The 24,699-nt window shown below is 62.3% G+C and carries 25 protein-coding genes and 1 pseudogene; 12 read left to right on the top strand and 14 right to left on the bottom strand.

The window, feature by feature from the left end; genetic code table 11:
- Positions 1-189 precede the first annotated feature (189 nt).
- On the top strand, positions 190-1,311 hold the full coding sequence (locus C483_RS02655) for a pyridoxal phosphate-dependent aminotransferase (RefSeq protein ID WP_006651800.1): 1,122 nt from the start codon (positions 190-192) through the stop codon (positions 1,309-1,311).
- A 105-nt stretch (positions 1,312-1,416) separates the two neighbouring features.
- Positions 1,417-2,166, top strand: coding sequence for a CPBP family intramembrane glutamic endopeptidase (locus C483_RS02650; RefSeq protein ID WP_006651799.1), 750 nt, complete (start codon positions 1,417-1,419; stop codon positions 2,164-2,166).
- A gap of 56 nt (positions 2,167-2,222) precedes the next feature.
- Here the strand turns inward: C483_RS02650 and C483_RS02645 are convergent, their stop codons facing one another.
- The 3 genes from C483_RS02645 to C483_RS02635 form a co-directional block, all read right to left on the bottom strand.
- Positions 2,223-2,936: a helix-turn-helix domain-containing protein gene (locus tag C483_RS02645; protein ID WP_006651798.1), complete on the bottom strand. Its 714-nt coding sequence runs from the start codon at positions 2,934-2,936 to the stop codon at positions 2,223-2,225.
- 55 nt (positions 2,937-2,991) lie between these two features.
- The gene (locus C483_RS02640; RefSeq protein WP_006651797.1) at positions 2,992-3,414 is read right to left on the bottom strand and encodes a nucleoside 2-deoxyribosyltransferase; all 423 of its coding nucleotides are present in this window, start codon (positions 3,412-3,414) and stop codon (positions 2,992-2,994) included.
- 87 nt (positions 3,415-3,501) lie between these two features.
- Positions 3,502-4,515 (bottom strand): TIGR04024 family LLM class F420-dependent oxidoreductase, encoded by a 1,014-nt coding sequence (locus C483_RS02635; RefSeq protein WP_049912392.1) that lies wholly within the window; start codon positions 4,513-4,515, stop codon positions 3,502-3,504.
- 202 nt (positions 4,516-4,717) lie between these two features.
- Between C483_RS02635 and C483_RS02630 the strand changes: the two genes are divergently transcribed.
- The 3 genes from C483_RS02630 to C483_RS02620 all read left to right on the top strand — a co-directional run bounded on the left by C483_RS02630 (position 4,718) and on the right by C483_RS02620 (position 8,514).
- On the top strand, positions 4,718-6,130 hold the full coding sequence (locus tag C483_RS02630; protein ID WP_006651795.1) for an FAD-binding oxidoreductase: 1,413 nt from the start codon (positions 4,718-4,720) through the stop codon (positions 6,128-6,130).
- 79 nt (positions 6,131-6,209) lie between these two features.
- Positions 6,210-6,869: a trimeric intracellular cation channel family protein gene (locus C483_RS02625; RefSeq protein WP_006651794.1), complete on the top strand. Its 660-nt coding sequence runs from the start codon at positions 6,210-6,212 to the stop codon at positions 6,867-6,869.
- A gap of 262 nt (positions 6,870-7,131) precedes the next feature.
- Positions 7,132-8,514, top strand: a complete 1,383-nt coding sequence (locus C483_RS02620) for an HD domain-containing protein (protein WP_006651793.1) — start codon at positions 7,132-7,134, stop codon at positions 8,512-8,514.
- 312 nt (positions 8,515-8,826) lie between these two features.
- On the opposite strand, the pseudogene C483_RS20715 reads toward C483_RS02620, so the two are convergent.
- From C483_RS20715 to C483_RS02590, 6 genes and pseudogenes are all read right to left on the bottom strand, one after another.
- Positions 8,827-8,947: pseudogene (locus tag C483_RS20715) on the bottom strand (DUF4157 domain-containing protein); the annotation flags it as partial.
- A gap of 43 nt (positions 8,948-8,990) precedes the next feature.
- Positions 8,991-9,332 carry a hypothetical protein gene (locus C483_RS02610; protein ID WP_006651791.1) on the bottom strand — a complete coding sequence of 114 codons (342 nt, stop codon included), beginning with the start codon at positions 9,330-9,332 and terminating at the stop codon, positions 8,991-8,993.
- The gene (locus C483_RS20710; protein ID WP_006651790.1) at positions 9,329-10,741 is read right to left on the bottom strand and encodes an eCIS core domain-containing protein; all 1,413 of its coding nucleotides are present in this window, start codon (positions 10,739-10,741) and stop codon (positions 9,329-9,331) included. Before C483_RS20710 ends, C483_RS02610 begins: the two co-directional genes overlap by 4 nt.
- Positions 10,742-10,922: 181 nt before the next feature.
- Positions 10,923-12,155 carry a hydroxyacid-oxoacid transhydrogenase gene (locus C483_RS02600; protein WP_006651789.1) on the bottom strand — a complete coding sequence of 411 codons (1,233 nt, stop codon included), beginning with the start codon at positions 12,153-12,155 and terminating at the stop codon, positions 10,923-10,925.
- 39 nt (positions 12,156-12,194) lie between these two features.
- Positions 12,195-12,554, bottom strand: coding sequence for a hypothetical protein (locus tag C483_RS02595; protein WP_006651788.1), 360 nt, complete (start codon positions 12,552-12,554; stop codon positions 12,195-12,197).
- A gap of 150 nt (positions 12,555-12,704) precedes the next feature.
- Positions 12,705-13,064, bottom strand: coding sequence for a hypothetical protein (locus C483_RS02590; protein ID WP_006651787.1), 360 nt, complete (start codon positions 13,062-13,064; stop codon positions 12,705-12,707).
- A gap of 362 nt (positions 13,065-13,426) precedes the next feature.
- Between C483_RS02590 and C483_RS02585 the strand changes: the two genes are divergently transcribed.
- Positions 13,427-13,822, top strand: coding sequence for a hypothetical protein (locus C483_RS02585; RefSeq protein ID WP_006651786.1), 396 nt, complete (start codon positions 13,427-13,429; stop codon positions 13,820-13,822).
- A gap of 191 nt (positions 13,823-14,013) precedes the next feature.
- Here the strand turns inward: C483_RS02585 and C483_RS02580 are convergent, their stop codons facing one another.
- The gene (locus tag C483_RS02580) at positions 14,014-15,711 is read right to left on the bottom strand and encodes a thiamine pyrophosphate-binding protein (protein WP_006651785.1); all 1,698 of its coding nucleotides are present in this window, start codon (positions 15,709-15,711) and stop codon (positions 14,014-14,016) included.
- A gap of 271 nt (positions 15,712-15,982) precedes the next feature.
- On the opposite strand from C483_RS02580, the gene C483_RS02575 reads away from it, so the two are divergent.
- Positions 15,983-16,843: a UbiA family prenyltransferase gene (locus C483_RS02575; protein WP_006651784.1), complete on the top strand. Its 861-nt coding sequence runs from the start codon at positions 15,983-15,985 to the stop codon at positions 16,841-16,843.
- 3 nt (positions 16,844-16,846) lie between these two features.
- Here C483_RS02575 and C483_RS02570 read toward each other — a convergent pair whose 3' ends face one another.
- Entirely contained in the window at positions 16,847-17,104 is a 258-nt protein-coding gene (locus C483_RS02570) for a hypothetical protein (protein WP_006651783.1), read from the bottom strand.
- 165 nt (positions 17,105-17,269) lie between these two features.
- Here C483_RS02570 and C483_RS02565 point away from each other — a divergent pair, with 165 nt between their 5' ends.
- Positions 17,270-18,400, top strand: coding sequence for a M48 family metalloprotease (locus C483_RS02565; protein ID WP_006651782.1), 1,131 nt, complete (start codon positions 17,270-17,272; stop codon positions 18,398-18,400).
- A 6-nt stretch (positions 18,401-18,406) separates the two neighbouring features.
- Here C483_RS02565 and C483_RS02560 read toward each other — a convergent pair whose 3' ends face one another.
- Together C483_RS02560 and C483_RS02555 are read right to left on the bottom strand one after the other, a co-directional pair.
- The gene (locus tag C483_RS02560) at positions 18,407-19,792 is read right to left on the bottom strand and encodes an Nramp family divalent metal transporter (RefSeq protein WP_394295574.1); all 1,386 of its coding nucleotides are present in this window, start codon (positions 19,790-19,792) and stop codon (positions 18,407-18,409) included.
- A gap of 157 nt (positions 19,793-19,949) precedes the next feature.
- Positions 19,950-20,654 carry an MBL fold metallo-hydrolase gene (locus C483_RS02555; protein ID WP_006651780.1) on the bottom strand — a complete coding sequence of 235 codons (705 nt, stop codon included), beginning with the start codon at positions 20,652-20,654 and terminating at the stop codon, positions 19,950-19,952.
- A 319-nt stretch (positions 20,655-20,973) separates the two neighbouring features.
- Here C483_RS02555 and C483_RS02550 point away from each other — a divergent pair, with 319 nt between their 5' ends.
- From C483_RS02550 to C483_RS02545, 3 genes are all read left to right on the top strand, one after another.
- Entirely contained in the window at positions 20,974-21,963 is a 990-nt protein-coding gene (locus C483_RS02550) for a transcription initiation factor IIB (protein ID WP_006651779.1), read from the top strand.
- A 318-nt stretch (positions 21,964-22,281) separates the two neighbouring features.
- A complete protein-coding gene (locus tag C483_RS20705; protein ID WP_083860380.1) occupies positions 22,282-22,461 on the top strand; it encodes a DUF7836 family putative zinc-binding protein in 180 nt (59 codons plus the stop codon).
- A gap of 242 nt (positions 22,462-22,703) precedes the next feature.
- On the top strand, positions 22,704-22,940 hold the full coding sequence (locus C483_RS02545) for a UPF0058 family protein (protein ID WP_006651778.1): 237 nt from the start codon (positions 22,704-22,706) through the stop codon (positions 22,938-22,940).
- Positions 22,941-23,535: 595 nt separating this feature from the next.
- Here C483_RS02545 and C483_RS02540 read toward each other — a convergent pair.
- Positions 23,536-24,159: a DUF555 domain-containing protein gene (locus C483_RS02540; protein ID WP_006651777.1), complete on the bottom strand. Its 624-nt coding sequence runs from the start codon at positions 24,157-24,159 to the stop codon at positions 23,536-23,538.
- 124 nt (positions 24,160-24,283) lie between these two features.
- On the opposite strand from C483_RS02540, the gene C483_RS02535 reads away from it, so the two are divergent.
- Positions 24,284-24,699, top strand: a 416-nt coding sequence (locus tag C483_RS02535) for a DNA glycosylase (protein WP_006651776.1), incomplete at its 3' end; no start/stop codon positions are given.

The raw sequence follows: 24,699 nt of genomic DNA, 5'->3' as shown, positions 1-24,699 counted from the left end.
AGTGTTCGAAACCAACACCATAGTCGTTGTGGTCCGTTCTGAGGGCCTGACTCACTGTTCAGTCGGTGTTTCAAATATTTCAGACAGATGTCTGGTGGAAGCCGGTACTGGCTCCGGTCGGGAGGCGACTATCGTGTGTGACCGAGAGACACATCAAGAGTTATCGGGATTGCCCGCACCCATGTAGGTATGACCGAGTTTGCAACCCGGGTCGAGGACGTGTCGATCAGTGGCATCCGCGAAGTGTTCGAGGCCGCGGGCGAGGACGCGATCAACCTCGGCATCGGCCAGCCGGACTTCCCGACGCCGGGCCACGCCCGCCGGGCGGCGATCGAGGCCATCGAATCGGGACAGGTTGACGCTTACACGTCGAACAAGGGTATCCGACAGCTTCGAGAAGCGATTGCGACGAAGTACGACCGCGACTACGGCATCGAGGTCGACCCCGAGAACACCATGGCCACCTCGGGCGGCAGCGAGGCACTCCACCTCGCGCTCGAGGCCCACGTCGATCCGGGCCAGGAGGTCATCTTCCCGGATCCCGGCTTCGTCTCCTACGACGCGCTGACGCGGTTCGCCGGCGGCACGCCGAACCCGCTCTCACTCCGCGAGGACCTCACCCTCGATCCGGCGGCCGTCGAGGAAGCCATCACCGACGAGACGGCGGCGTTCATCGTCAACAGCCCGTCGAACCCGACCGGGTCGGTCCAGAGCGAAGCCGACATGCGCGAGTTCGCACGGATCGCCGACGAACACGACGTGCTCTGTATCTCCGACGAGGTCTACGAACACATCGTCTTCGAGGGCGAGCACCACTCGCCGCTGAAGTTCGCCGAGACGGACAACGTGATCGTCGTCAGCGCCTGCTCGAAGACGTACTCGATGACCGGCTGGCGACTCGGTTGGCTCGTCGGCTCCGGCGACCGAATCGACCGCATGGTTCGCATCCACCAGTACGCCCAGGCCTGTGCCTCCGCCCCGGCGCAGTTCGCCGCTGAGGCGGCACTGACCGGCCCGCAGGACCCAGTTGACGAGATGGTCGCGGCGTTCGAGGAACGCCGTGACGTCGTCGTCGACGGCCTCGTGGACGCCGGTCTCGAGGTCCCGACGCCGTCGGGTGCGTTCTACGCCATGCCAAAGGTGCCCGAGGGCTGGTGTGAGGAAGTGCTCGATCGCGGCGTCGTCGTCGTCCCCGGCGACGCCTTCGGTGCGAACGGCGCGGGCTACGCCCGCCTCTCGTATGCAACCAGCATGGAGGACCTGAAGGACGCACTCGAGATCATGGACGACGCGACGACCGCGGTGCAGTAGCGACACGCCGGCTGCCGTTCGGTCCGTTCCACTTTTCACGAGTATATAAGGAATCCAACTGTGCAGTACGAACGGCCATCGACGGCTGATGCGTACGTGCTGGTAATGGCGACCGACACTGGCAGTCACTCGAGTAGCGCAGAAACCAGATGGGACGTCCGCGTGCCGACGGCCGGACTCGACGACCGACTGTGGCTCGTTCTCGGTGCGAGCGTGCTCGTCGTGGTGTGTACGTCGATGCTGATCGCGAGCGCGCTCGCGCTGGGTGTGTCGGGCGGGCCGGCCGCCGAACCGGCTCCGGGTCTGGTCTACGGCGCGAGCGCGGTCGGCTTGCTTGCGGGGGTGGGGCTCTGCTGGTGGCGGTTCGATGCGGCAGAACGGCGGGCGGCGTTCCCCCTCTCGCGACCCAGTCGGGCCGAACTCGGTTGGACACTCGTCTGCCTCCCGCTCGGCATCGGCGGCTTTCTCGCCGGCGAGCAGGTGGCAGCGCTGCTCGGCTTCGAACTCCCCGCGTTCTACGCGTACGACCTGACCGATCCCGCGACCGCGATCGGCGTCGTCCTCGGTGCCGTTCTCGTCGCGCCGCTCGCCGAAGAACTGCTCTTTCGGGGCGCGCTCGTCGGCGCAGTACTCGAGTCCCGTCGCTCCGTCGTGCTCGCTGGAGCAGTGTCGGTCGGCCTCTTCGCGGGCTACCACGTGTTTGCGCTTGGCGTCGCAGGCGTCTTTGCCATCGCGGGCTGGGCAATCTTCCCGACGATTCTTCGCTTCCGGTTCGACAATCTCGCGGGGGCGTGGCTGTTGCACCTGCTCAATAATCTGTACGCCTACGTCGTGATCACTGGCCTCGCGAGCTGAGGGGCTGTTAAGATGGTGTCGGCTGTCGCCCTGCTGTCGTCGGCCGCTCGGTAGCGCTACGACAGCACCGACTCCATCACCGCTCGTTCCGCCCGCCGAAGCAGGTCCGAGGCCGTACTCTCGGTACAGTCGAGTGCTCCCGCCACGTCGGCAAGACTCCCCTCGCGCGGAATCTCGTAGTAGCCACAGTCGACGGCCTGGCGGAGCGCTCGGTACTGTCTGGCAGTCAGTTGGTCCGTAACCCGCGGTCCGCGACCGCGGTAGTCACCGATCTCCTCGATTTCGACGGTGACCGTCGCCGAGAGGTCGTCGACGACCTCGCGCAGCGCCTCGAACTCGCCGAGCAGCGTCAGCCGGACGGTCCCATCCTCGACGACCACGGGCGGCACGTGGATGAAGTCGTGGCCGAAGAAGGCGGCCCACCACGACTGCTCGGCGTCGGGCGAGTCCTCCTGGACGTACGCGTAGAACCGCTCGTCGTCGACCGGTTTGAGTTCGTAGCCGACGATTTCTGGAGCCGACTCGAGTGCCGACTCGTACACTGCACGGTCGCCGACGACGAACAGGAGCTGGTTGAGCACGTCGTTCCAGCTCATCCGCCAGTTGAGCAGTTCCTCGCGGACGATGGCGTCTTCGGCGGCGATCCGCGCGTCGAACGAGCGGGCGTCTGTTGGAGCCGTTTCGTCTTGGTCACTGGCTTCGCTTTCGCCTGCATCAGCAATCTCCTCGCCCCACTCGTCTCCCTCGACGGTCACCTCGACGAATCGCATCTGCTCTGACTGTGCGTGCGCAGCGAATAAAATGCCGGGTCACTCCTGTCCGATCTCAGCGCTGGCGCTCCAGAAACGCCTCGAGTTCCGCTCGGATCGTGTCGGGAGCGTCGTACTCGAGTACCTGGACGCTGTCGTTGCCGCGGATCATAGCTGAAAGCTCGTGAGGCGAATCCGGGCGGTAGAGACAGCAGACCGGTTTCTCGAAGGCCACGGCGCGACCGAGTTCGTAGCCGACGCCGAGGCTGGGGGTGGTGACTTCGGCGACGACCACGTCGGCCTGGCGTAGCCATGCCAGGTCCTGTTCGTAGATGTCGGTGTCGGTGAGACCGGCTTGCGCTTCGGTCGCTTCGACGTCGTCGGTGCCGACGTGTTCGGTGAGGACGGTGCCGTGAGACTCCAGCAGTTCGATGAGCTCGCGGTAGAGGGCGGCGTCGTCGCGGCCGCCGCGGATGGAGCCGGCGAAGTAGATGTCCATAGCGGCGTGGTTCCGACCAGTGGGCAATCAACGTTCGGATTGGGGGTGGGCCGTTGCTACGGCTTGGCGAGCCCGGAAATCGTTGCCCTATAGTGCGCCGGTAACTGCCTCCATCGTGGTCACCTTGTCCTCCTCGGAAACGCCTCTGACGAAGCCGACACGGACCGCGTCGACGCCGTCGATGGCGGCGTACGCTTCGACCCACTCGCGGACCTCCTCGGGGGTACCGGCTGGCGCGAGGTCGTCGAGCACGTCGTCTGGCAGCGCCGCGGCCATCGCGTCCGTGTCACGGTCCTCCCAGGCGGCTCGGATCTCACTTACGACGTCCTCGTATCCCTGTTCGGCGACGGAGTCCCCGTAGTAGGGGCCGTAGGCCCCGAGCATGAACGCCGTCGTGCTGCGGGCAAGTTCGCGCGCCCGCTCGCGGTCCTCCGAGGCGACCCCGCGGACGATCGGTGCGACACGCAGGTCGTCGGGGCTCTTACCCGTGTCCGCGAGTTCCGCGCCGCGCTCTAAGTCCTCGAGACGGTCGCGCAGGCCGTCCGCGGTGAACAGCTGCGGTGCCCAGCCGTCGCCGAAGCGGCCGGCCATCTCGGTCGCCTTCGGGCCGAGGGTGGCGACGTCGATCGCGGGTGGCGTGTCGGGGACATCGCGCTCGTAGTCGAGTCCGGGAATGTCGAAGATGTCGCCCTCGTAGGCGGGCGAGCCGGTCTCGAAGACGTTGCGGATGATCTCGATCGTCTCGCGGGTGCGACGTAGCGGGCGTTCGAACTCGGCCCCGTGCCAGCGCTCGGTGATCGCGGGCGAGCTCGGCCCAATCCCGAGACGGAAGCGCCCCTCGGAGGCGTCGTGGAGCGTGAGCGCCGTCTGGGCGAGCATCGCGGGCGAGCGCCCGTACGGTGAGACCACGTCGTTCGAGAGGCCGAGCTCGTCCGTGCGGTCCGCTGCGAGCGTCAGCGGCGGCACGATGTTCCAGCCCGTCGTCTCGCCCGTCGTGATCCGGTCGAAGCCGAGTTCTTCGGCCTGGACGGCGCGGTCGGCCACGTCCTGCGGGCGATCGTAGTCGTTGAGCCCGATCAGGAGGTCGAGTTCGGCGTTCATGCTCTCACTCTGGGCCACGGTGGCCCCCTCCGTGCTCGTCGCTCGCTCGCTTCAGTCGGTTCGTGTGGCACAAATCGTCCCATCACCACCTACCGCGTGACCGATTGGCATAAAATTCAGCGTTCCCGACAGGGTCGCCGCGGCTCTCCGTAAGCGCCACCGCGGAAGAAACGTTGATACGGCTCGTCGCTAATGCGAGCGTATGACACACGACTGTTCGTTTCTCGCGGACCTCTCCCTGTCCGACGACCAGGTTTCGTTCGCGACGGGACGACGAGAGACCCACGCAGCCGACTGGGGCGCACAGCAGACCGACGAGGGCGTCGTTCCAGACGCGGTCGTCTGGGCGGAGGAGACCGCAGACGTGGCCGCCGTACTCGAGTCGGCCACCGAACACGGCGTGCCGGTCACCCCCTACGCGGCGGGGACGGGACTCGAGGGCAACGCCGTTCCGGCCGAGGGCGGCATCAGCCTCGACCTGACGCGAATGGACGACGTGATCGACTACCGGCCGGACGACTTCCAGATCGATGTCGGGCCGGGGATCATCGGCGACGCCGTCGACGAGTACGTCGCGGGCGACGGCCTCTGGTTCCCGCCGCTGCCCTCCTCGGGCGACATTTCGACCATCGGCGGCATGATCGCGACTGACGCGAGCGGTATGCAAACCGTCAAGTACGGCGAGGTGGCCGACTGGGTGCTCGCACTCGAGGCCGTCCTCGCCGACGGCACCGTGATCCGAACCGGCTCGCGGGCGAGCAAGACCTCGAGCGGCTACAACCTCACCGACCTGCTCGTCGGCAGCGAGGGCACCCTCGCCGTCATCACCGAGGCCACACTCGAGTTGGCCGGCCGACCACAGCAGATCCGCGGGGGGCGAGCCATCTTCGAGACGCTGGACGACGCGGCCGAAGCCATTTTCGACACGATTCGGACGGACGTAGACGTGGCGCGGATCGAACTCGTCGACGAGTTGAGCGCCCACATGGCAAACGAGTATCTCGGCTCGGACCTGCCGGACGCGCCGATGGTCTTTCTCGAGTTCCACGCGAATCACGGCATCAAGGAGGAGATCGATCTCTGTCGAACGATTTTCGAGGACCACGACGTGGCGCAGTTCGAGCTGAGTTCGGACGACGCGGAGATGGCCGAACTCTGGAAGGTGCGCCGGGAGTTGGCCTACGCGGAGGCGAACTACGATCCGGAGCTGACGCCGATCCATCCGGGTGACGTGACGGTGCCGATCAGTTCCTATCCCGAAATCGTCCGTGAGGCCAAGCGAATCGCGGGCGAGACCGACCTCCTGATTCCGTGCTTCGGCCACGCGGGTGATGGGAACCTGCACTACACCGTCCTCGTCGACCCCGAGGATCCCGAGTTCGTCGAGCGCGGTGAGCAGGCGTATCGAGAGCTCGTGGAACTCGCGCTGGAAATGGGCGGCACGGCGACCGGCGAGCACGGTATCGGCCAGGGAAAGCAGGCGTATCTCGAGCCCGAACACGGGGCTGGTGGGGTAGACGCAATGCGTCGGGTCAAGCGGGCGCTCGATCCGACGGGGACGCTGAACCCGGCCAAGATTTTCCCGGCGGAGAGCGACGAGGACGCGGGTCGGTAGGCGTTCTGGAGACCACACCCGCTCGCGGTGAAACCAGGAGACGGAGCACTCAAGACACTCACCCCCATAGGCCAGCGCAGTGAGTCAGGACGCCTTCACGGTACTGTTCGGCGACCCGTTCGCCGTCATGAACACGATCGGACTCGTTGCGTTCGCTCTCGTCGGCTCGTCGAAGGCGATCCGCGAGGAGTTCGACGTGTTCGGCATCGCCATCGTCGGCCTGGCGATGGCGTTCGCCGGTGGCGTCACCCGCGACCTGCTCGTCACCCGCGTCCCGTTGGCCCTTCAGTCGCCGATCGAAATCAGTCTGGGACTGCTCGGTGTTGGCCTGGCAATCGCGCTAAGCGTCGTTCTGTCGTCGCCCGAACAGCATCCAGTCACCATCGTCTCCGACGCAATCGGGCTGGCTGCTTTCGCGACGACTGGCGCGATCGTCGCGACGGAGGCCGGCGTCTCCGCGTTCGGCGTCGTCGCGATCGCAACGATCAACGCCGTCGGGGGCGGCGCGTTCGCGGATATTCTCCTCGACCGCGCCCCGTTCATCCTCTTCGAGGACTTCTACGCGAGCTGTGCGGTTCTGGGCGGTAGCGCCTACTGGCTCGTCGGAACGGTCGGCGGTGCCGAGGGGCTCGCCGCCGCGGTCTGTGCGGCAGTGACCGTGGTAACTCGGCTGGCTGCGGTGACGTACAGCTGGAGTCTTCCCACAGTCCACCATCTGGGGCGACAGCGCAACCGGTAACGCCCGGTCACGATATCACGACATCACACCACACCACAATACCACCACACCACGACACTACCACACCACCACACCACCACACCACGACACTACCACACCACCACACCACGACACTACCACACCACCACACTACCACACCACCACACTACCACACCACCACACCACCACCGCAGTACTGACACAGACCGAAAGGGGCAGAAGGGCAGCCCACGTTGTCTCCACATCTCTCGCCGTTGTCCCGCCAGCGGCACGCTCATCAGCTATGTCCACACAGATCAAAGACCCAGTCCACGGCTACATCGAACTCGACCAACCGCTGGTCGACCGCATCGTCGACACCCGCGCGTTCCAGCGCCTGCGCTACGTCCGCCAACTCTCTGCAACCCACCTCGTCTACCCCGGCGCGAACCACACCCGCTTCGAGCACAGCCTCGGCGTCTACCACCTCGGGCGCACCGTCTTCGAAAAGCTCCGCGGACAGTCGTACTTCACCCGAAATACCGACAGCGATAGTCTGGACGAAATCCAGCGCACACTCGAGTGCGCCTGTCTGCTCCACGACATCGGACACCCGCCGTTTTCGCATCTGGCAGAGCAGTTTCTCGATCGGGAGGTGCTCTACGACCGACTCGAGGATGCGGGGCTCGTCGGTGCGTTTGTGGAGGCTGGACTCGACGAGAGTGCGATTCGAACGGCGAGTTCACACGAACTGCTCGGCTGCCTCATCATTATCGAGGAGTTCGGCGAGGCGCTGCAGGCGCTCGGTGTGGATCCCTACGAGGTCTGTGGATACGTGCTCGGCTACAGTCTCGTCTTCGAACGCAGCGGCCCCTGGCAGTACGGCCTCGGAGCGCAACTGTTGCACTCGCCGATCGACGTCGACCGGCTCGACTACATCACGCGGGACAACCGGATGACCGGCGCAGACGTGCTCAGCTTCGATACGAGCCGGATGGTCGACGCCTACACCGCCCATCCAGAGGAGGGGCTCGCGCTCTCGGAGAAGGCCCTGAGCACCATCGGGAACTATCTCGAGGGACGGATCGCGCTGTACATGTGGGTCACCCAGCACCACAAGTCGGTGTACGCGAACGTGTTGCTTCGGGAGATGTTGGAGGAGCTGGATTCGATCACGGCGGTACGGCCGGTGACGATCGACCAGGTGATCGGCGATGAGATCGACGACAACACGCTGATGGAGCGCCTGCGGAAGACGGCTCGCGAGCACCCGGAGTCGACGCTCGCGGCGCTGTACGACCGCTTCCGAACGCGGCGATTTCACAAAACCTGCTGGAAGCACCGGATCGCCTACGCAGACCGCGTGGATGCAGACCGGGAGGCGTTCGGCCAGTGGCTCGTCGGGAACGCGACGCGACTCGAGGAGTTACTCGCGTCGGAACTGGACGTGCCGACCCACGAGGTCTGGATCGAGCGTTCGTACGTCCCGGAGTACGAGCCGGGCGAGTTGCGAGATATTCCGATCGCCTACGGCGGAACGACCCGCTCGGTCGGTGACTGGGGACTGTACGGGGAGCGGGCGTTCGACACGCCGATTCCGTTCGTGTTCGTCCCCGACGGTGAGAAGAAACGAGCGACGAAGACGCTTGTTGGGCAGTTTCACACGGAGTACGGCGGCAGGACCTAATTACTGAGCACTGGCCAGAGAATCGGCGATGGTTCATCCTCGTGGACTGTATTCTTGTGGTTCGCCCGTTGTTTCTGCCACGTTCAGCGACCAAAGAGAAGCTGTTTCAGTGTTCCTGTGAGGGATCCACGAGAGCCGTTCGCTGCAGTTGCTGTCGGTGGCGAATTGAGGTCACCAGTGAGTCCATTGCCAGGTGGACGATACCCGTCGATATCGTTGTCCGTATACTGGTGCTCCTCGTAAATATATAGATACGTGTAGCGGACAGACTGTCGAAACAGTCCCTGTTCGAGAATGGCCGGGTCTTGTCTGCTCGCTGGATATGGACATCCGCACCCATCCGACTCACGATCAATGATTCGTCATCCGAAAGCGCCTGCTGTGCCGCTTCGTCTGCTTCCCGCTCCAACTGCGGATCGGGTTCGATCTCGAGGCCCAAGCGGAGTGGACTGCTGTTACAGCGACTAACGTTCACCTCACCATCTCTTCGTCCGTTTGTCGATCAACGATCCCGTTTCTATGTCGAGACTACATTCAGCCCCGATTGGATTGACGACCCAGACTGTCCCGTCCTGTTCGTACATATTCACATAGGCTTGGTCAGCCGTTGGATCATCACTGACCGGATCGATCTCCCAGAGTTTCTCACCGGCTTCGGAAAGTCCGATAACGTTTCTGTTATCGATCGTTCCGTTCGGAACGTCAAGCAACACAATGTACACAGCATCTAACTGCAAAACCTCCGCTACCGGATGGCGAACCGTGACAGTCTCCCCATCGATGGTGAGTTTCTTGTTATCGTGATTGATTTCAGTCATTCGTTATCCCCTCTGTCAGTAGCAACCTCCTCGAACGTTCGTATGACCTCATAGGCGTCCTCGCCAAGACGGTTCTCAATTTCAGCCTGTGTCCATTCTCCATCAGAACCAAAGTTTTCTTTGATCCCACTGACCCGGATCGGAGTTTCGGGCGGGAGTGTTACCTTCGAAATGTATTTTGGCTTCTCCGGGAGTGCTAGCGCTTCTTGGATGTCCGCGGCTGTAAGTCCCTCGACGTCATTGGGATCAACTCCGCCGATTTCCTTCGGCGGGATCAACCAGTATTGATTTTGATTCTCTTCCCCGTGTGCTCGAAGCATCACCGTGTCTTCAGTCGCCGAAGTGTTGAATTCCAACACGAGAGAATCCGGATCGTGTGGGTCCTCGTACCAGTCCGGATACCGCTCTTCGTCGTTTGCACTCCAGCCGGGCACAATACGTGAGAGTCGATCGTGATTTGTATGAATCCATGTTATTCGATCAGATGCTGCCCTAATTTTGTCTGTGCTCCCAATCTGGAACACTTCAGCAATAGTCTCTAGTTCACTGTCCGAGAGTTCCTTTAGCGAAAGGAACTTCGTGATTGTTTTCTGTTCTTTGTCTGTGAGTTCCTGTTGGGAAACTGTCGGCAGTTCGGGTTGAAGCTGACCGAACCCTATTGTCTCGTCTTGTTCAACTCGCTGGATGTGCACGTCTGACCCCATCCGGTTCACAACCAGTGGGTTGTCTCTGGACAACGTATCGCTGGCTGTCTCGTCGGCCTCCCGCTCAAGTTGCTGATCGGGATCGATCTCGAGAGCAGCACCTTCCTGGGGCATCATACTGATCGCCGCCCCAGTCTGCTGGCGAACGTGTGCCAACTCGTGAGCCAGCAGGAACTGACCCTCGCCTGACTCGGGATCATACTCACCGGCGTTGAACACGATATCGTTCCCACAGGTGAACGCTTTCGCGTCGATCGCGTCAGCTGCCTGCGCAGCCTTCCCACCAGTATGAATCCGGACGTTCGAGAAGTCCGCGTCCATGCGCTCCTCGAGTGTACGCTGAATTGGCTGCTCCAGTGGTTTGCCACCCTGGCCGAGCACGTCGAGGACTGCGTCAGGAACCTCGTTCCGCGTGGTGCCGGTCCCCTCGAGTGCGCGCTGGATCTGTGCATCGGGGCCAGTCGGGAGTGGCTCGAAGTCGGGTGTGTTCGACCCGGCCATCGCGTTGAACCCCTCAGGTTGGCCGGTCAGGGCGTTGATGTCGTCGCCGATACCCTGATCGACTGCCGCAGTTCCGGTCAGTGGTCCGTGGCTACCGCTCGATCGAGTCGACCGTTCGGATTGATTCTTGGCTTGCGATTCCGACACAGACTCGCCGGAGTCGGTCGACTTCGATGCTCGCTTGCGCGTCCGTTTTCGTCCCATCTACCGTTCCCCCGTTTCGAGGAGATCGATAGCGGACCGATTGGGACAGTTCCAACGACTCATTCCTATTTTATACTGAATATATAGTAATAATACTTTCTCTTACTATGGTTGATATGGAACAACTCGAATCAGTAATTGAACTCGGTTTCCAGCCCAGATTCGGAGATTGTGGAACTGTTCAAAGGGCGGCTGCGAAAATCTCCTCGAGAGCAGCCCGGTCGACACGGCGCGGGTTCCCGACGAGCAACCGCTCGATATCGGTCGTCTTCTCGGCCAGACGCGGGATATCGTCTTCTGCCACCCCGAGTTCCGAGAGTCCGTCCGGGAGTCCGATATCCGAACTGAGCGCTTCGACGGCAGCCCCGGCCCGGTCGGCAGCGTTCCGGTCGCTCATGCCGTCGGTGTTCTCGCCGAGTAGCTCGGCGATACGTGCGTAGCGTTCGAACGTGCTTGAGGCGTTGTAGCGCATCACGTGCGGGAGCAAGACGGCGACGGTGACGCCGTGCGGCGTGTGATTCTCCCCGGCGACGGGGTACGCCATCGCGTGAGTCGCCCCGAGACCTGCGTTGGTGAACGCGATGCCGGCGAGGAGACTGCCGAGCGACAGCGCCCGTCGCGCCTCCACGTCGGCACCGTTATCGACCGCCCGGCGCAGGTTCTGTCCGATCAGATCGATCGCTTTCTCGGCGTAGAGGTCGGTCACTGGCGTCCGGCCGCCGTAATCGGGCCGCTGTGCAGCACCGTCGGGTTCGGCTTTCGCGTCGTATCGCCGCGTCGTGTAGGCCTCAATCGCGTGTGTAAGTGCATCCATTCCCGAGGCCGCGGTGATCGCCGGCGGGAGTGAGACGGTCACCAGCGGATCGACGATTGCTAGCTCCGGGTAGAGCTGCTGACTCGAGATGCCGACCTTCAGTTCCCGGTCCGGGAGCGAGACGACAGCCGCCGGCGAACTCTCGGAACCGGTTCCCGCGGTCGTCGGAACGGCAACGACGACCGTCTCGGACTCGGGAACTGGTTCGCCCTCACCGATTGGTGGGGCGACGTACTCGAGTACGTCCTGCTCCGAGCCGGCGAGTACACCGGCTGCTTTCGCGACGTCGATCGAGCTTCCGCCGCCGATTCCGACCACGGCGTCGGGGTCGTGGTTGGCAACGGCCGCTCTCGCGGCTCGGTAGACGTCGGCGTCGGGGTCGGGTTCGACGCCGTCGAAGACGGTGACTGCTGTCGTGTCGGGCACCGACTCGAGTGCGTCGTCGACGATGCCGGCATCTCGGAGTTCTGTATCGGTGACGACGACGAGGCTGTCGATCGCTCTCGCTTCCAGTTCGGCCCCCAGTTCGTCGAGCGCTCCCGTGCCAAATTTGATCCGGTCTGTGATCGCAAACTCCCAGACTGACTCGGATGTGTGCATAGGTGGATAATACCATGACACCAGTTAATCGTGTGGTGATTACTGCGTAATCAGTGGCTTCCCTCCTAAAATCGCTCCACTACGTCGACAGCACGAGAGCCGGTACTCGAGTTGCGGGTTCGGACTGGGTGGCATGTGGGCGATGTGGGGGTGTGAGTGTCTGGTGTGGTGGGTGGGCGTGCCGATCGGGGTGCCTGCCGTCGGCTGGTGTCTGGCACTCGGGTGGTGGTTTCGATTTCGGTGGTCGTAGCCGTGGTCGACGGTGGTCGCCACGGGTCCGAGTAGCCAGTTCTGATCGACGGCAACGGCGATGGTGGTAGTGATGATGATGGTGATTGTGATGGTGATGGTGATGGTGATGACAGTGGGTTCGAGACCGCCACCCCCAGGTGACGCCACCCCGACACTGCCAGCACCGACACAGCCACACCGACACCGACAGCACGTCGCCACCGCCCCATCCCAGCACTCACGCCCACACCCACCCAGTGGGCCGCCGCAACTCGAGTCCGACTCGACTCGAGTTACCCGGCGTCGGATCGCGCCAGATTACGTCGAACTGTGATCGGCTCCAGAGCCAGAGTCGGACTGTGAGCCTTCCCGGGTGTTGCGCCGCTGGGTTCGGGATCGGCGAGCGAAGCCAGGAGAGACCCGACAGCCACAGGGGCCGGCGATGGCTTCGGTGGGGCTGGTCATACTGGTCCGCGTGACGGGGTGGTCACAGCGGGGACAGTTGGGCAGCGAGGTGGTGTCTGGGTCGGGAGTGTAGTCGGGGTCGAGACCAAGGGTGGCTCTGAGATCGCGAGTGGTGTTGCGTTGGTTGCTGGTGTCTGTCTCGGCGGAGGGAGCAGTGTCGGTATCCTGATCACCATCAGTCTCGGCCTTCGCAGCTTGATCGTCGTCACTCACGGTGATCAGCTCCGAGAAAGTGTGAGAATCGCGGTCCAGCGGGTAGTTGAGTGCTTCGCGTCGGGTGTCGTGCGGGACGTTTATATCCCGGACGGATGTATGGAATCATGGCTTCAACGTAAGCCGCGTTTGGAAGCCACGTCTCGGGTGTGCCAGCACCCGGGGCACTTTCGTACCCACGTTATGGCTTCCGTTCTAATTGTTGACTTGTATTGTCTTATATCTACCGCAAATTATCGTTACCTAAGGCGTAACAAGTGTTCCGCATACTGTTTCGAACCCACTGAGATCAATTCTGGTCCTGGATGTAACTATCTAGACTGCCAGAACCTTCACTTTGATTGAACAAACACAGTATTCGTATGTCAGCAACAACACGGGAGAAAACAGAACTGCAGCGAGAGATCCTTCTCACATGGTACGAGAATCCTAACGCAACAAAGAAGGAAATTGCAGAGGCGTGTCACTGCTCTGCGTCGTACGTGAGTCAAGTCACAAACCGGTTCGACAACTACGACCACATGGAGGCCATGATAGACCGACAAGACAAAGAGATGGAACAAATGTTCGGTGATGATTTCTTCCACCCCATGCAATCAGAAAGTAGCCAATCTGTGGTTGGTGAAGGAGACACTGCCAGTCTGGCTGAGATCTATACAGAGCTGCCGGACAATCTCATTGGATATGTCCTCAAGGCTGGAATTCTGCTGTTTGTCCTCTACATCTTCTACGAAATGGCACTGGTTCTCGTCGCCTGAACTATGGATTGTGATGAGAACGATACTGCCTACGTCGAACTCAAGAAGGACCGAGGAAATAGCCACTGGCCTTGAAACCATCCTTCACCCACTAATCGGCGAAGAGATCCCGGCGTACGAATCGGACAACGACACCCGAGAACACGATGTTCGCCGACGCGCGCTTGCACAGCGTGTCGGACAGACCGACCTCAGTCGTGTACCAACACGTCTAGTACGTCTGTCCCCTCGCGCTCCATCGCCGCCGACACTGCCTCCTCGATCTCGTCTGGCGTCTCCACGAGTTCTGCCCGCGCCCCGTGGCTCTGGGCGTTCTGGACGATATCCACCGGGGGCTCGAAGTCCATCCCAACGAAGTCGTACTCCTCCTCTTCGCCGCCAAGCAGCCCCAGCGTGTTGTCCTTGAGAATCCGGTAGTTGCGGTTGTCCGAAACCACCACCGTCAGATCGAGGTCGTGTCTCGCCGCGCTGTAGATCGAGTGCGGGTAGTAGAGGTACGAGCCGTCGCCGATGAAGCCCACGACCTCCCGCGGATCATCGCGCTGGCCCTCCGCCACAGCGGCTCCGACGGCCGCAGGCAGCCCGTAGCCCAGGCCGCCGCCCTTGTTCGAGATGTACTGCTCGGGCGCGAGCTCCCAGCGAGTCAGCATGGCGTACTTCGAGGTCACTCCCTCGTCGACGATGTAGGCGTCGCCGGCCGCCCGCTCTAGCTCGTCGACCAGTTCGGCCTTCGACGCCCGTGAGTCGTCTTCGGCATCGCCCTGGCCCATCTGAGCCATCTTGGCGTCGACCATCTCCTTGACTGCGGCGACCGTCTCGAGTCGCTCCGAAACTGTCTCCTCCGAGAGCTTCGATGCGACGCGCTCGTCGAGTGCCTGCAGTGCCAGCCCTGGATCACCGATAACCGCCGCGTCCGCCGTCTGGTTCTTGCCCAGCTGCCAGGCATCGTCACCGACGTGGATACACGTCGTCTCCGGATCGACCAGCGTCTCCTCGTAGCGCGTCAGCGTCGTGTTCGTCGAACAGCCCACGAACGCGATCGTGTCCGTATCCATCAGCATCGACGCCAGACTGTCGTTCGGCGGGATGTAGGACACCCACTGCTCGTGATCCGTCGGGAAGTCGACCTCGCAGGCCAGAATCTCGCCGTGGACGCGCGCCCCCGTCGTCTCCGCGAGGTCGACCGCCGCCGCGACCGCGTCCGCTCCCGAGCGCGCGACGTGATCGCCCACGACCAGCACCGGGTCGTCCGCCTCGGCCAGCAACTCGGCGGCGTGCTCGAGTTGCGCCGGATCGCCGCTCCCGCCGTTCGGAATGGGCCCCAGCCGTTCGGGCTCGGCGTCCGTCTCGGCGAGCATCACGTCGAGTGGCAACCCGAGGAAGACGGGGCCGGTCGGGGGCGTCATCGCGACGCGGAACGCCCGCCGGAGCATCGTCGGCAGTGCCTCGACGTCGAGCACTTCGTCGGACCACTTGCAGAACTGGTCGGCCATCTCGGTCAGGTCGCCCGACAGAATCGGCTCCTCGTGGCGGAAGTCCGTGCTGTGGTTGCCCGCCGTCACGACCAGCGGCGCGCCGGTGATGCTCGCGGCGTACAGGTTCCCAAGCCCGTGGGCCAGCCCCGGCGCGATGTGTAGATTCACCACGCCGACTGGCAGAATCGACTTGTCGTGATGGGAATGGTATCGCCGCGTCTGAGCGTAGCCGCCGGCCATTCCCACAGCCACGTCCTCGTGCAATCCGAGGATATACTCGAGTTCGCTCTGACTGACGGCGTCCATGAGCGGCAGTTCGGTCGTGCCGGGGTTGCCAAAGAGGTAGTCGACGCCGTACTGCTCGAGGGCATCGACGAAGAGGTCGGAACCGGTGTAGTCGGCTGTGTCTGTCATGGTCGCTCGTGGTACGGGACGACACATCAAACTGTGTGTTCCGGTCGTTCCGGCCTCGCGGTGCCGGACATTGCAGTTCACGATTCCGACAGTGCAGACTAGCTGATCTATCGATGCTTTCCAGTTTACCCCATCCTGCCTGTCCATCCTCCGTCGTTCTACGCAGCCGATCCCCGTTCCACGCAGCCAATGTAGCTCATCCTACGCGTGCGCTCACAGCCGGTGTGACGCCGGGCCGGGTATTATAGGGCCGTTCGGTGTCCCTCATGCCATGGCCCTCGCGAGACGCGGCGCTGGCACCGAGGCGACGACGCGGGCGTACCTGTCGCAGGTGCATCCGGTGTTCATGCTGCCGCCGCTGGCTGCGTCCCTGTTCGGTGCGCTGCTCGCGACGACCGTGGACCCGGTGCTCGCAGCGATCCACGTCGTTGCGATGTTCGCCGCGGTCTACACGGCCCACATCAAGGACGGCTACGTCGATTTCTACGTCCGCGACGAGGACGACGATCATCCGCTCACCGAGCGGGGCTGTCGACTTGGCCTCGCCCTCTCGACGGGGCTCTTCGCCCTCTGCTGTCTCCTGCTGGCGCTGCTGGTCAACTGGGTGGCCGTCGCCCTGACGGTGCCGACGTGGCTCATCGCCTACCATCACGCACCGCAGTTGGATATGAATCCGGTGACCGCAACGACGGGCTACCCGCTCGGCATCGCGCTGTCGTTGCTCGGCGGCTTCTACGTTCAGGCGACGACGGTTGCGGCCGTGCCCCTCGGCTTCGCGCTCGTCTTCCTCCTCTTGCTCTCGGGGATCAAGGTAATCGACGACGCCCAGGACTACGACTACGATCGGTCGATCGAGAAGCGGACTGTCGCGGTGACCCTCGGCCCACATCGGGCGTACACGGTCGCGTACGGGTTGATGGCGATAGCATTACTCGTCGTGACCGGCTTCGTCATCGGACAGCAATTTCCGCCGACAGCGTTGCTCGCGGCACTCGCGTTCGCCGCGGTCGCTATGATCGCCGCGCGAGCACCGCCAGATCTCGCGACGATGTTGCTCATTCGCGGCTCGTACGTCTTTCTGGCGGTGTTAGTCGCCGCCGTCTGGTTCGAACCGCTCGCCGGCTTCCTCTGACGCCTAGATGTAGCCGGCGAGCATGGCAAGCCACAGAATCCACGAGACGACGTTCGCCAGTCCGAAGGCTGCAAGGAGTAGCCCGAACCAGCGTCGGCTCATCACGTCAGTCAGTTTGTAGCCGCTGTAGGCCGTGATCAACCCGAGAATCGGAACGAAAATCGAGACGATTGCAGACCCGATCGCTCCCCAGAGATGAACTGCACGCTCTTCTCTCGCTCGTCCAAGGTCTTCCCGCAGCGTTGGTCGTTGTGTTTCCATCCTCCCGAATCAGGGTAGCGGCCGCATCGTTTTAAGCTGACCGACTAGTCAGTCAGGATATTGGACTTACTGGACTGCCTGCCAACACCCCGAGGACGGAACTAACGGACTCGAGTACCGGTAAGATCGCGGAATATATGTAGAACGTCTGAATACATCGCGAATGTGTCACCCGTAACTATCGCCAACGCCGTACTTGTCCTCTTGCTGGTGTTCGTGCCGGCGTTCTGGTTCGCATCTCGCCGCGCGTTGCGCTCGTCGACTCCGACGCGCTGGCTCCGTCGACTGCTGGTTGCACTGTGGGGCGTCGCCGGGCTCACGTACGCGACCCTGTTTACGCTTGGCCACGGGCTGGTCGTACGAACGACACTCGCAGCGACGACGCCGATTTCCGACACCTCGCTCCTCGCCGAGTTCGCCGTCCAGCTTACGGCCGCGCTCATTACTGCGGCCGTGACCCTCGCCGTCTACGCGACGCTCGTGCCGGCGATCCGAGACGTCCAGGAGATCGACCTCCCAGTGAGAACCGCGCTTCGGAGCCTCGGTCGGTACGCCCTCGCGCTCACCGTCCTGTTCGCGACGGTGTTCGCACTCCTCATTCGAGCGCTCGCTGAGGGCGGCCCCGTGACCTACTGGCTGCTCCTGCTCGGGGTGATTGTTGCGATCTCGGTCGCCAATCCGGTACTGGCCCACATCTTTCGAGACACGCGCGACCCGACACCGGCCGAGCGCGAGCGCCTCCGCGAACGGTGTGACCGCAGCGGCCTCTCGGTCTCGTCCATCGTGATCCTCGATGATATGCCCGAGACGGCGGGAATCCACGTTTACGGCGTCCCCGGCCGCCGACAGCTATTCGTCACCGAACGCGTGCTGGAAGCGTTCGACGACGAGACACTCGAGGCGATCTTCGCAGTTCACGCCGGCAAGCGACGGACCCACTACCGTAGCTACGCCGTGCACTCGCTACTCGGCTATCTCGTACTCGGCGTCGGTGCATTTCTCTTCGGCTCCGAGACGCTCGTTACCATCTTTATCCTCCTCGTCGCGGTGCTCGCCCTGCCCACGCTCTGGGCCGCCCGTCGGGCGTTCTACCGCGCTGACGACTACGCAGCGGCTGTGGTCGGGCAGGACGAACTCGTCCGCGCACTCGAGTACGCAGCAGAGGAACAGAACCTCGAACTCGTCGACGGCGGTCACTGGGTCGTATTCAAGAGTCGGCCGCCGCTCGGGCGTCGGCTTGCGCGGTTGCGGGAGAAGAGTGCGAGAAGTGAGGAAATCGCGTCGACCCCGAGCTAACTGCGTCTAGATGTAACCGAACTCGTGGGCAGCACCCATGAGGCCGAAGATGGTGACCGCGACGAGGCTCACCACGTAGTAGATAACCCAGGTCCGCGAGGGCTGGAACTGTTCGGGCAGGTTCTTCTTGACGACGTACCAGTTCGCCGGGTAGAACAGGATCTCGGTGACCGCGAGGATCGCGGAGATCCAGATGAGGAACGTGACCGGAACGGCACCGAGCGTGAGCACGATCCCGCAGCTCACAGCGACGATGCCGACCACGACGAGCTTGCGAATCCGCTCGCTGTCGAGGTCGTCGCGTTCGAGTGCCATCGGGAGCACGTCGCCCGTCGCACGGGCTGCGCCGTCGAGGAGCGTAATGACAGTCGAGTACAGCGCGGCAAACGCGCCGAGGATCATCGCGTAGTAGGACCACTCGCCGAAGGACTGGCTCAGGATGTTTCCAATCGTGACGGCGAGATCGGCGTCCTCGGGCGGGTTCGGGTAGAGGACGTTCGAGGCGAGGATCACCATCGCGACGATCAGTGCGAAGCTGAACGCGTAGCCGATGTTGAAGTCGCGACGACCGGTCTGAATCCACGCGCGGATGTAGTCGTGGTAGCGCTCGTCGTTCGGATCGAGGTCTCGCTCGCGGAGTTCGCCTGCACCTTCTCCCTTGGCCATACTCCAGCTCCCGATGAGGACGCTGGTACTGAAGCCGGTCGGCGCGAAGCCGGCCGCCGCGGCGAACAGACCGATGAACAGCGGTCCGGTGATGTCCGGTGCGGTGAACGTCGTCGCGGCGACGACCTCACCCGACGGCGGACCGACGAGCACGCCGAGAACGATGAGGAATCCCAGCGCGACCGTAAAGCCGATCAGAATCTTCTCGAGTAGGCTGTAGCGTGTCAGCAGGACGAGCACGCCCGCGAAGCCGACGAAGAGGACGAACGACTGCTGGAACGACAGCGGCGTCATCGCCTGGACGAACGAGGCGGTGCTCATCCCGACCGCGGCGGTGATCCCGGTGTACATGACGGTGAACACGCCGACAGTGAACCACTGCATCCAGTTTTTCGGACCGGGAAGCTGGTCGTAGGCCTCAACCGGGTTGCCGCCGACGCCGTAGTTGTACCGGATACCGAGCTCCCAGCCGCCGTACTTCGCGAGATAGATGATCGCGAACATCCAGATAGCGAAGAGACCGAACGTGCCGCCGAGCGTCGGTGCGAGGACGATGTGGCTGCCGCCGATGCTGATCAGCGCCCAGAGCATCGACGGACCGAAGTGATCCGTAAAGAAGTCCCGCCAGTTCCGGGAGGGATAGGACAGTTCGTCCGCGTCGAACTCGGTTCCAGAGCCAGAATCAGGCCCTGTCCCCGGCCCAGTCTCAGTACTCACACCACTCACCACGCGTCATAATCCGATGTTGCTGTGCTGTGTCGGGTGTCACCGCCACCCACTCCACAATGTACGATTGTCAATGCTCATCATAGGTTCTCGTCGGAGAATTCGCGACTCGTTACTTATAGGTACGGATCTGCCCCCGAATGTACAGAATTGGCTACTACTTCGAGTCGAGGACGACCGGAACCCCACGGGATGCAACGTCGACGACGAACGCCTCCGCGTCGGCCTCGATCGCGTCGAACGTGTCGTAGTGCACTGGGAGCACCAGATCCGGTTGGAGCCGCTCGGCGAGCGCCGCGGCCTCGTGGCGATCCATCGTGGTTCCGCCGCCGATCGGCGGCAGAAAGAGACCGACGACGAGGTCGTCGTGTGCTGCCAGCGCGTCAGTGTCGCCCGGCCAGAAGGCCGTCACGCCGTCGACGGTGACGAGAAAGCCACACCCCTCCCCCTCGGGGTGATAGGGTCGTCCCTGCTCGTCCGTATGTGGTCCCGCTGGCTCGTTGTACGCCGGCGTCGTCGAGAGATCGAGCGGCCCCAGAATGAACGACTCGTTCGCCCGCACGCGCTCGACCTCGTACGGCAGCGCTTCCGGCTGCTCGTCGGTCCACTCGAGTACCCCCGCGTCGACGGAGTCGTGGACGATGACGATCGCGTCCTCGTGGGCGACGCGGCGAATCGAGTCGGGGTCGTAGTGGTCTCCGTGAGAGATGAGAACGAGGTCGCCGTCTCTCGGCTCGCTGTCGAGCACGCCGTAGTGTTCGGGGCCCGGATCGGTGTAGATCACGGTTCCCGTCTGTCCCTCGAGGCGGACGGTTGCGAGGCCGAGCCAGTCGACAGTGAGCGCGCCGAAGTGAACGGTCATAGCCGATCATTTACGCCCACCGTCGAAAAGTATTCGACCATGTAGCACCTCCCTACGTGGGTCCGTGACTCACCGTTGCCGTCAGTGCGAACGGATTGGAGTATCTGACATTTGGTTGTCGTTTGGACACTAACTGATCGCCGTTGACGGCCATGATTAATGAGTATATATCCGAAACGCATATAAACAGAAACCCGAGTAGTTTATAAACTGGACGAAATCTTTATATGGCTTACGGCCTAACTCTATGTTAGCCGAGGCGACCGGGTTTCTTCTGGTTACCCCACCCGGGAGCCCCGAGTAACCAACCCGATACACCATGACTGATACGAACCTTCGAACTTACTCGAACGAGCGTACCGAGGAGCGAACACGAACTGAGGAGGAGGAGACAGCCCGCTCCGAGGAGCGCGAGCAGTGCCCGGAGTGTGGTGGTCGGCTCATCTCGGACGACGAACACGCAGAGACGGTCTGTCAGGAGTGTGGCCTCGTCGTCGAAGAGGACGAGATCGACCGCGGTCCCGAGTGGCGCGCCTTCGACGCTGCCGAGAAGGACCAGAAGTCCCGCGTCGGCGCACCGACGACGAACATGATGCACGACCAGGGCCTGTCGACGAACATCGGCTGGCAGGACAAGGACGCCTACGGTAAGTCCCTCTCCAGCCGCCAGCGCCAGAAGATGCAGCGTCTTCGCACCTGGAACGAGCGATTCCGTACCCGCGACTCCAAGGAGCGCAACCTGAAGCAGGCGCTCGGTGAAATCGACCGGATGGCTTCCGCGCTCGGACTGCCGGAGAACGTCCGCGAAACCGCGTCGGTCATCTACCGCCGCGCACTCGAGGAGGACCTGCTCCCAGGTCGGTCCATCGAGGGCGTCGCGACATCGTCGCTGTACGCTGCGGCCCGTCAGGCCGGCACGCCGCGCAGCCTCGACGAGATTTCGGCCGTCAGCCGCGTCGACAAGATGGAACTCACCCGCACGTACCGCTACATCATCCGCGAACTCGGGCTCGAGGTCAAGCCCGCTGATCCGGAACACTACGTCCCCCGATTCGTCAGCGATCTCGACCTCTCGGACGAGACCGAGCGGATGGCCCGCGAGCTACTCGAGTCGGCTCGTCAGGAGGGCGTCCACAGCGGCAAGTCGCCGGTCGGCCTCGCCGCAGCAGGCGTCTACGCGGCCGCGCTGTTGACCAACGAGAAGGTAACCCAGAACGAGGTCAGCGAGGTTGCGAGCATCTCCGAGGTCACGATCCGAAACCGCTACAAGGAACTGCTCGAAGCCTCCGACACGGCTGCACCAGCCTAACACACATACACACACCACTCTGCCGTGACACTGCCGCTATCGGTGTGTTGCTCTCTGTCGATCTCACTTCTCGCGTGTTACTGCCCTGTTCTGTCCACTGCCCGTCTCACACCCGCTGAGCGGTGCCCACACTACGTTCCCGACTCCTGATCTCGACGAGCAGAACGTGTTCTGCCGCAGCTACTCTACGGTCTCACTTCCGTAGTGATTTTGTTCTGTCCTGCGCTGTCCTACCTTGTCTTACCCTGTCCTACTCGAGTACACCGTTGTGAGACAGTCGCGACAACCTTTTTCACACATGGTGTGCAATAGCGTGCCATGGACGAGACGACCGTGCAACTGTTGTGTCCTGAGTGTGCGAAAGATTGGCAGCGCTCTCCCGGAACTCTTCCATCGTCGACGGAAATGTTTCACTGTCCCAACTGTCATGCCTCTCGACGCACGGCCGAATTCATGCGAACCGACCGCGATCTCCAGAACCTCAAACAGCTAGGCTGACACCGAATCTAGGCAACACCTGAACGCAGTATAGACCGTTTCAGACCCGCTTAACCGCGAACCGAGACGAATCACAGTCGTTCTCACGACCGAGACAATACGTCCTTGTGAATTGTTTCATCCGGCTAGCAGCCGTTTTCGATCAGTTTTTGTACCGGGTTTTCACGCACCGTGCGTGTGTACCCATGGTAACGCGACTCAAGATAATAATATAACCCTGCAGTGGATAGGATTGCATGGTTATGAAGAAACAGGAGCTCATTCACCTTCACGGCCTTCTTGCGGAGGTATCGAACCAGTGTGCAGAGTGGGACAACTGTCAGATTGACCTCGACGAATACGAATCCCTTGGTATTCGACCGACATCAATTCACAAATCGAAAACCGATCACAAGGCTGCTGTTTTTGCACTCGCTGGCGGAATCACGATGAACATGCGCGAGGGCGAGCAGGAAGCCGTCGCCGCTACCGCAGACTAAGTCGTACGGAGTCTCCTTCGGTACACAAGCATGCTACTGGCGAGACTGGATTCCGGGCCGGCTGCCCTCCGCTGGCGTAGGACTCGCGTTCTCGCCCATACTGTGTGTCGCTCTCCAATGGGGTCTTACGATGCAGATTCTGGGTATGAGTGTCGAGATTGGCTACTTTCGGTGTCTTGTCCGTCGTGTTGGCTGCTTTCGGTGTCTTGTCCGTCGTGTTCTCGTAGCTCCTGTTTGAACTCGGCTGAACGAACAGTCAGCCTATGTGAGCCGAGTGCGATGTCTCCAGAGCGACCCCTCAGCGTCTGAACTCCGATTGCGGGCACTCTCCAGACACGCACTTCTGCTAGTCGAAGGAACAAAAAAGTGTCCTGAACTGTGGTCGACTGTCGCGATAGGTGATGATTACCGTGTTGTGTAGCGAACAAATGGCGAACTGTTTGGGAGGCAGTGGTCCGGTATTCCTCGCGCTACCATCGCCGATAGTGACACAGTCTCCGTCGGCAATGGTCGTTCAGAGACACCGACGACAGGCTCATCGAGTCAGGCTCGATCGGAAAATCGCCGGATCCGCCGTGGTCGCCTGGCGGTCAGGTCACTCGACCAAATCTTCGAACTCGGGGAGAATCTCTTCGTCCGTCTGCTCGTCTGTCCCGTCGTTTGCTCGCGTGTTTTCGCCACCGTCAGTTTCGTCTCCGCTGGTTGCGCTCGAAGACTCCGATTCCGACGCCGACTCTGGGTCCGTCTCCGAGCGTTCCTCGCTGCCGACGTCTGCGTCGTCACTGTCGGTCGCGGTGTCGTCAGTGCCAGCATCCGCCGTCTCGTCTGTCGCTTCCTTGTCGTCTTTGTCGTCTTCGTCGTCTTCAGCGTCATCGTCGTCCTCGTCCTCGATAACCTCTACCTCCTCGACCTCGAGTGGAATGTTCTCGAGTCGCTGTCCGATCTCCTTGCGGGCGATCCGGGAGGCGTGCTCCTCGCGCTCGACGTTGAACACAGTCATCTCGAGTTCGAGTGCGACGAGCGCTTCGTCGGCTGCGATGAACGCAGGTGGTAACTCTTCACCGGACGGGGACGTCCGTTCGCCCATGTTGATCTCCACGTAGTTTAGGTCAGGGTTCAGCATCTCGCCTGTCTTCGAGATGGCGATGCGAATCGCCTCGTCTTCTGTCTCGACGTCGAATACCGGCACTGCAGCTTCGACGACAACCCTGCAGTTCATACACACACATTGTGTCGCCTGCAGTATGAAGGTTCGCCCCGGTAACACACAGCGCGAGGCGGCCTGAGGAGGCAAAGACGCCAGTCCGAAAGGCCCAAGCCGACGCCCCCGTAGGGATCACCGAATGGAAACGGGGACGATCCGCCTCGAGGACCTCTCCGGCGGACTCGATCTGTATCGGACGCTCGAAAGCGGCCAGACCTACCTCTGGCAGCGCGCAGACGGCGAAATGTACAGCGGGACGCCCGCTCCCGGCGAGTGGTACGTCACCGTCGTCGACGGCGACGTGATCCGCGCGCGGACAGTCGACGGCGTACTCGAGTGGCAGTCCACGACGGACGCCGAGCCGACCGTCCGTCGCCTCCTTCGGCTGGACGACGATCTGGAGGCGATCGTCGACAACGCACCCGACGACCCGCTGTTAGACGAAGCCTACGAGGCCCACCGTGGGATGCGTCTCGTCACGGACCCCTCGTTTGGCACGCTGATCTCGTTCATCTGCTCGGCGCAGATGCGCGTCTGTCTCTTATACACATCTCT

The organism is Natrialba hulunbeirensis JCM 10989 (genome assembly GCF_000337575.1).
Lineage (GTDB): Archaea > Halobacteriota > Halobacteria > Halobacteriales > Natrialbaceae > Natrialba > Natrialba hulunbeirensis.
This window is presented reverse-complemented; position numbering and strand designations above follow the sequence as displayed.